The following is a 7077-nucleotide window of genomic DNA, read 5'->3' as shown; positions in this document are numbered from 1 at the left end:
CATTCTACACTGAACCGCCACCTTGTCAACTGCTTTTTGAAGAATCTTTAAAACGTTTTCTTCAAATCTTTCAAGCAGTTACCGCTTCGTTGCTGGCCGTGTTTAGTGGCTAGCCCCTCAAGCGAGATGCGCATTCTACAGACCCCTACTGAGGAGTCAACAGACTTTCTAAAGAAATTAACCCACCCCTCGGTTTCCACCTACGCTGCCGTTCAAAACACCACCAGAACGATCAAAATACAGGCTAATTCAGGTCTTTTTGAGCGGCACCAGTGACGACACTCCAAACCAGTGTGCTCGAATCGCCAGCAACGCAGCCAATACAAGACCGTAAACAACCATTTCCAATAGGTTGCTCCTTGCCTGCCAAAGAAAGTGCAGCCACGCAAAGATCGCCGCTGGATAGATAAGGCGATGAAGCGGTTTCCACATCCGCCCCGTTCGCTTCATCATTTTTTGAGTCGAGGTCAGCGCCAGAGGTACTAATAACAAGAACGCTGCCGCCCCCATAATGATGTACGGGCGGCGAGTGAAGGTTGCCCACAAATCCCCCCACCCCAATATCAACTGCAGGAAAGCCATTACATGCAACACAGCGTAGAAAAAGGCGAACAGGCCAATCATCCGCCGGCAACGTATCCACCCATTCCACCCGGTCAGTTTTCGTAACGGTGTCATGAATAGCGTGGCCAATAAAAGCTGAAGTGCAGCCTTACCCAAACTCTCGGTGATCACCTGAGCCGGATCGGGCCCCAAATCTCCCAGAACCATTCGTTGAACCAACATATACAAAGGGATCAACGCCACGATGAAAAACGCGACCTTGGCCCCTCGTAGGGTATGCTCCCTATTCCATTTAGCCGACATCAGTAAAACTTCGCCAAATCCATGCCCTTGTATAGCTGAGCCACCTGCTCACCGTAACCGTTAAATTTTTCAGTCTCTCGCCAGTTCGGACTGAAAATACCGGATGGCAACCTGCGCTCTCGTTTCTGGCTCCAGCGTGGGTGATCGACCTCTGGGTTTACGTTAGCGTAGAAACCGTACTCATCCGGGGCAATCATTTCCCAGCTGGTTTTCGGCCGCTCTTCCATAAAGCGAATACGTACGATCGATTTGATGCTTTTGAACCCGTACTTCCAAGGCACTACCAAACGAATGGGGGCGCCGTTCTGATTGGGCAGCGCTCGCCCGTATAAACCGACCGCCAGAAACGATAGCTCGTTCATGGCCTCATCCATTCGCAAACCTTCCCGATAGGGCCAGTCAATCGTGCTGAACAAAGACCTCTGGCCGGGCATCTGCTCCGGACGCTCCAGAGTTTCAAAATACACATACTTCGCCCTTGAGGTCGGCTCCAACTGCTTCAACACATCCGCCAGCGGAATGCCCACCCACGGAATCACCATCGACCAAGCCTCAACACAACGTAAACGGTATATACGCTCTTGGTAGCTATGAGACTTAAGGAGCTGCTCTAACGGATATCGGCCCGGCCGGGCACACTCACCCTCAACATCAATAGACCACGGATCAACCACCAGTTGGCCAGCGTGACGCGAAGGATCTTCCTTGCCGGGCCCGAATTCATAGAAATTGTTGTACCTGGCAACGTCCTTATAGGGCGTAAGCTCTTCGTCCGGAACATATTTGCCCGCCTTTTTATAGTCCAAGGCGGGCAGTTTCTCATGCTGACTGGCAAGGACTAGCCCCGGAGCAGCCATCGCAGCAGCTGACACGGCAACGCCGGACATAAACTTACGACGGTTCAGGTAGACAGACTCAGGCGTGACTTCGGATTCGGAGATAGCCCAGGATGGGCGTTTCTTGATATGCATTGGCAGGCTCCAGCTGTCGTGGTTCTAGTCAGTAGACCACAGTTTGCTGGAGAAATTCCCGCCCAACGGCCGTGGGCGGGAATTATCGATCAATTAAGCGCGCTTAGCCTTACGACGGAACAACGCTCTTACCGGGCCAGAGGCCGCGTAGATCAAAAATGCAGAAAACAATACGGTAGCCGGATCAAGCGCAATCACCACAAAGATGAGCACGACGAGCAGAATTGCGGCAAAAGGGACTCTGCCCCGCAAATCCAGATCCTTGAAACTGCGGTACAGAATGTTGCTCACCATCAGAACACCCGTGCCGCCGACAACGACCATCGTCAATGCCGTCAGCCAAGCCGCCGGCTCAAACGTGTGAAAACTCCACACCAGCCCGGCAACACAGGCTGCGGCAGCCGGGCTTGCCAAGCCAACAAAGTACTTCTTATCCACCGAGCCAATCTGGGTATTGAAGCGCGCAAGACGCAGCGCCGCACCGGCAACGTAGATGAAGGTAACGGCCCAACCGAGCTTGCCCATTCCGTTCAGCAACCAGAAAAACGCGACCAGCCCCGGAGCTACCCCGAAGGCAACCATATCCGCCAAGCTGTCGTACTCTTCACCGAACTTGCTTTGGGTATTGGTCATACGTGCTACCCGACCATCAAGCCCATCCAAGATCATGGAAACGAAAATCGCGATGGCGGCATTATCGAAAACGCCGTTCGAGGCGGAAACGATTGCGTAAAAACCCGAAAACAGCGATGCGGTTGTCAGCGCATTCGGCAATAAAAAGATACCTTTCCGCCGAACCTTAGCGCCCTCAACCACTTCTTCCTCAATAACCTCTCCTGCTTCAATTTCTACTTCGGCAGCGAGGTGAGGGTCAGTTTTATTTGTCGATGTATTCTGTTCTGTCATTCCTTCAACTCCGGAAAGCATTTGTGCGGAGTATATACGAAAAACGCGGCCACTAGGGCCGCGCTTTCAAACCGTACCGGAAATTCCGGATCAGTTCTTATCTTTGTCCACGATTTTGTTCGCGGAAATCCATGGCATCATGGAACGCAGCTTTTCGCCAACCACTTCAATTTCGTGGGCCGCGTTTTCACGACGACGCGCAGTCATTGACGGGTAGTTCAGAGCACCTTCAGAGATGAACATCTTGGCGTATTCGCCACTCTGGATGCGCTTCAGAGCGTTACGCATGGCTGCGCGGGACTCATCGTTGATCACCTCAGGGCCGGTTACGTACTCGCCGTACTCAGCGTTGTTAGAGATGGAGTAGTTCATGTTGGCGATACCGCCTTCGTACATCAGGTCTACGATCAGCTTCAGCTCATGCAGACACTCGAAGTACGCCATTTCCGGAGCGTATCCCGCTTCGGTCAGGGTTTCGAAGCCGGCTTTAACCAGCTCAACCGCGCCACCACACAGAACTGCCTGCTCACCGAACAGATCGGTTTCAGTTTCGTCTTTGAATGTGGTTTCGATGATACCGGTACGACCACCGCCCACACCGCTGGCGTAGGACAGAGCAACGTTCTTGGCATTGCCGGAAGCGTCCTGGAAGATCGCGATCAGGTCAGGAATACCGCCACCCTTGGTGAACTCGGTACGTACGGTGTGACCAGGCGCCTTCGGAGCAACCATGATTACGTCCAGATCTTTACGGGGAACGATCTGGTTGTAGTGGATCGCAAAACCGTGAGCAAAGGCCAGAGTAGCGCCCTGCTTCAGGTTCGGCTCGATTTCGTCGCGGTACAGCTCAGCCTGGAATTCGTCCGGAGTCAGAACCATAACAACGTCAGCAGAAGCAACCGCAGACGCAACGTCGCTGGTCTTCAGGCCGTAAGCTTCAGCCTTGGCAATGGACGTAGAACCTGCACGCAGACCAACAACTACGTCTACGCCGGAATCTTTCAGGTTGCACGCGTGGGCGTGGCCCTGTGAACCAAAACCAAGAATGGCAACTTTCTTGCCCTGGATGATGGAAAGATCACAATCTTTATCGTAATAAACCTGCATTTCAAACCTCAACTTTTAAAAGTATTGGCCGCGAACGGCCATGGTATTCGAATTTTTTCAGCCGACTTTAGAGGCTGAGTACCTTTTCGCCTCGGGCAATACCGGAAACACCGGTACGCACCACTTCCAAGATTCCAGACGTGCCAACGGCTTGAATAAAACCATCAAGCTTGCTGCTATCTCCTGCCAACTGAACGGTGTAAACCGAGCTGGTGACATCAACAATCTGACCACGGAAGATATCCACCGTGCGTTTGATTTCAGCGCGCTGAGAGCCTGTTGCTTTCAGCTTCACCAACATCATTTCCCGCTCAATGTGGGCTCCTTCCGTGAGGTCCACCAGCTTTACCACTTCAATCAGCTTGTTCAGCTGTTTGGTGATTTGCTCGATAACCTTGTCAGAACCGGACGTGGTGACGGTCAGTCGTGACAACGTAGGGTCTTCCGTAGGAGCTACCGTCAGTGTCTCAATGTTGTAGTTGCGCTGAGAAAACAGCCCAACCACTCGAGACAGTGCACCCGGCTCGTTTTCCAGCAACACAGAAATGATTCGACGCATGATCACACCCTCTCCGTCTTGCTGAGCCACATATCTTTCATCGAACCACGGGCAACTTGCATTGGGTACACATGCTCAAAACGGTCGACATAAATATCTACGAACACCAGTTTGTCTTTCATCGCCAGAACTTCTTTCAGCTTGGGCTCAAGATCTTCTTTGCGATCAATGCGCACGCCAACGTGGCCGTAGGCTTCCGCCAGCTTGATGAAGTCCGGGAGAGATTCCATGTAGGACTGCGAATGGCGAGACTCGTAGTTCATGTCCTGCCACTGCTTAACCATGCCCAGCGCCTGGTTGTTCAGGTTGATAATCTTGACCGGCAGATCGTACTGCTTACAGGTAGACAGTTCCTGAATGTTCATCTGGATACTGCCTTCACCGGTAAAGCACAAGACTTCTTCATCGGGGTGGGTCAGTTTGACACCCATAGCCGCCGGCAAACCGAAGCCCATCGTGCCCAAACCACCGGAGTTAATCCAACGGTTCGGCTTGTCGAACTTGTAGTACTGCGCGGTAAACATCTGGTGCTGGCCGACATCGGTGGTCACGTAAGCATCACCGTTGGTGAGCTTCCAGAGCATCTCGACCACTTCTTGTGGCTTGATCACATCCGGGCTGGTTTCGTAACGCATGCCGTGGAAAGCACGCCACTCGTCGATCTGCTTCCACCAGGCTGCCAAGGCTTCGGCTTCCGGTTTTTCTTTGGATTCTTTCACCAAAGACAGCATTTCTTTGAGCACGGCATCCACCGGGCCAACAATGGGCACATCAACATCGATCGTTTTGGAGATCGATGCCGGGTCAATATCAATATGGATAATGCGCGCACCCGGGCAGAACTTCTCGGTGGCGTTGGTTACCCGGTCATCGAAACGAGCGCCTACGCAGAGGATCAGGTCTGAGTGGTGCATGGCCATGTTGGCTTCATAGGTACCATGCATGCCGAGCCAGCCCAAATGCTGCTTGTCGGTTGCCGGATAGCAGCCAATGCCCATCAATGTGTTGGTAATCGGGAAGCCAAGCTTTCGGGTCAGTTCAGTTAACTGGTCGGAGGCTTTACCAAGAATGACGCCACCACCGGCATAGATCACCGGACGTTTAGCGGCCATCAACATATCGACAGCTTTCTTGATCTGCCCTGCATGGCCACGAACGGCCGGGTTGTATGAACGCAACTTGACCTTTTTCGGATAGGAATACTCGAAACGCTCGTTGGGCGCTGTCATATCCTTGGGAATATCTACGACAACGGGACCAGGGCGGCCAGTTGAGGCGATGTAATAGGCCTTGCGGATAATTTCCGGGATTTCCTCCGGGTGCCGGACGCTGAGGTTGTGTTTCACCACGGGGCGAGAGACACCGATCATATCGGTTTCCTGGAAGGCATCCTCACCAATCAATGTGGATGCAACCTGGCCACAGAGAACCACCATAGGAATTGAATCCATAAATGCGGTGGCAATGCCAGTAATCGTGTTGGTAGCGCCAGGGCCAGAGGTCACCAGGACAGTGCCTGGTTTTCCGGTTGCACGGGCATAACCATCGGCCATATGGACCGCTGCCTGCTCATGCCGCACCAGAATGTGTTTGACTTTATCCTGCCTGAACAGCGCATCATAAATATGAAGGGCTGCGCCACCCGGATAGCCGTATACGTGTTCGATACCTTCATCTTGAAGGGACCGGATCAACATATCGGCACCAGACAATAACTCCACGTTTTCTACCCTCTTCTACAAGTGAATGAGCCGGGATTCGTCCCGGTTGCCTGGATCCACGGTTGCCCAGCTTCTTGTGAAAGCGGTACCGGCGTACTCCTCCACACCAATTCTTTAGAGGTTGTCTCTTGGCCAGCCGCACTCCTGAGGGTTGCGGAGAACGGCCAGCAACGGGTTGCAACGTTAGCAACAACCATCGCCCGCCTAGTAATGGCGCACTCGGTGTGGTGATTAACGGGGGATACTTGCACGGGATTGCCGGCCGTATTTACCCCTATCTTCAGGCAGTCGGTAATTCTGACAGCGGGAAACTCGCTGTCAATAGCCGTTGTGGCTTAATTGGCACCATTTTATGCTCTTCTCTGCCATACTGCCCAAATAACCATGCTAGAGTTTTGAACCAGACGAAAGAAAAACCTTTGTTCTGGTGGCACTATCTTCAGGCGATAAACGAACAACGGGCAACGACATGAACCGAAAGATACTGGTGTTTTCTATTCTGATGGCCGCGACTCCCGGCCTGGCCGCTGATAGTTCAGTATACAAATGGACGGACGACAACGGCGTAACCCATTTTGGCGATCGGCAACCCACCGGCAAGAAAGCCGAGCAATTGAATGTTCGCTCAGGCACCAGCCGAAACACCAGTTCGAACCGAGCGACCCCGCAAGAGCGCCTGAGCCAGCTTGAAGAACAGCAGCAGGCAAGCGCCGAACGAAAAAAAGAAACCGCGCTTGAAGAAGCCAATCGCAAACAGCGTGAAGCCAACTGCAAAACCGCCAAGGCAAACCTGAAAGTGATCAGCAGTAATGCGCGAATTCGAGTTGAAGAGAATGGCGAGCAACGTTACCTGAGCCCGGAAGAAATCGACGAGCAACGAGAAAAGTTTGAAGCGTTTGCAGAAGAGAACTGCGGCCCCGCTCAGGGCGGCAACGCTGAGAAGTAA

At 52.8% G+C, this 7077-nt stretch carries 7 protein-coding genes; 1 reads left to right on the top strand and 6 read right to left on the bottom strand.

Features of this window, described 5'->3' with window-relative positions:
• Positions 1-249: 249 nt before the first annotated feature.
• From DOQ08_RS15655 to DOQ08_RS15630, 6 genes are all read right to left on the bottom strand, one after another.
• Positions 250-867: a protein-methionine-sulfoxide reductase heme-binding subunit MsrQ gene (locus DOQ08_RS15655; protein ID WP_114335922.1), complete on the bottom strand. Its 618-nt coding sequence runs from the start codon at positions 865-867 to the stop codon at positions 250-252.
• The gene (gene msrP, locus DOQ08_RS15650; protein WP_114335921.1) at positions 867-1838 is read right to left on the bottom strand and encodes a protein-methionine-sulfoxide reductase catalytic subunit MsrP; all 972 of its coding nucleotides are present in this window, start codon (positions 1836-1838) and stop codon (positions 867-869) included. Before msrP ends, DOQ08_RS15655 begins: the two co-directional genes overlap by 1 nt.
• Before the next feature lie 93 nt (positions 1839-1931).
• Positions 1932-2744, bottom strand: a complete 813-nt coding sequence (gene pssA, locus DOQ08_RS15645; protein ID WP_206074879.1) for a CDP-diacylglycerol--serine O-phosphatidyltransferase — start codon at positions 2742-2744, stop codon at positions 1932-1934.
• Positions 2745-2834: 90 nt separating this feature from the next.
• Positions 2835-3851 carry a ketol-acid reductoisomerase gene (gene ilvC / locus DOQ08_RS15640; protein ID WP_114335919.1) on the bottom strand — a complete coding sequence of 339 codons (1017 nt, stop codon included), beginning with the start codon at positions 3849-3851 and terminating at the stop codon, positions 2835-2837.
• A 67-nt stretch (positions 3852-3918) separates the two neighbouring features.
• Positions 3919-4410, bottom strand: coding sequence for an acetolactate synthase small subunit (ilvN, locus tag DOQ08_RS15635; RefSeq protein ID WP_114335918.1), 492 nt, complete (start codon positions 4408-4410; stop codon positions 3919-3921).
• A 2-nt stretch (positions 4411-4412) separates the two neighbouring features.
• Entirely contained in the window at positions 4413-6131 is a 1719-nt protein-coding gene (locus tag DOQ08_RS15630; RefSeq protein WP_114335917.1) for an acetolactate synthase 3 large subunit, read from the bottom strand.
• A gap of 469 nt (positions 6132-6600) precedes the next feature.
• Here DOQ08_RS15630 and DOQ08_RS15625 point away from each other — a divergent pair, with 469 nt between their 5' ends.
• The gene (locus DOQ08_RS15625; RefSeq protein WP_114335916.1) at positions 6601-7077 is read left to right on the top strand and encodes a DUF4124 domain-containing protein; all 477 of its coding nucleotides are present in this window, start codon (positions 6601-6603) and stop codon (positions 7075-7077) included.

This window comes from Marinobacter litoralis, from assembly GCF_003336705.1.
GTDB classification, from domain to species: Bacteria; Pseudomonadota; Gammaproteobacteria; order Pseudomonadales; family Oleiphilaceae; genus Marinobacter; species Marinobacter litoralis.
The sequence above is the reverse complement of the archived record's forward strand: the minus strand, read 5'-3'. Positions and strand labels throughout refer to the sequence as shown.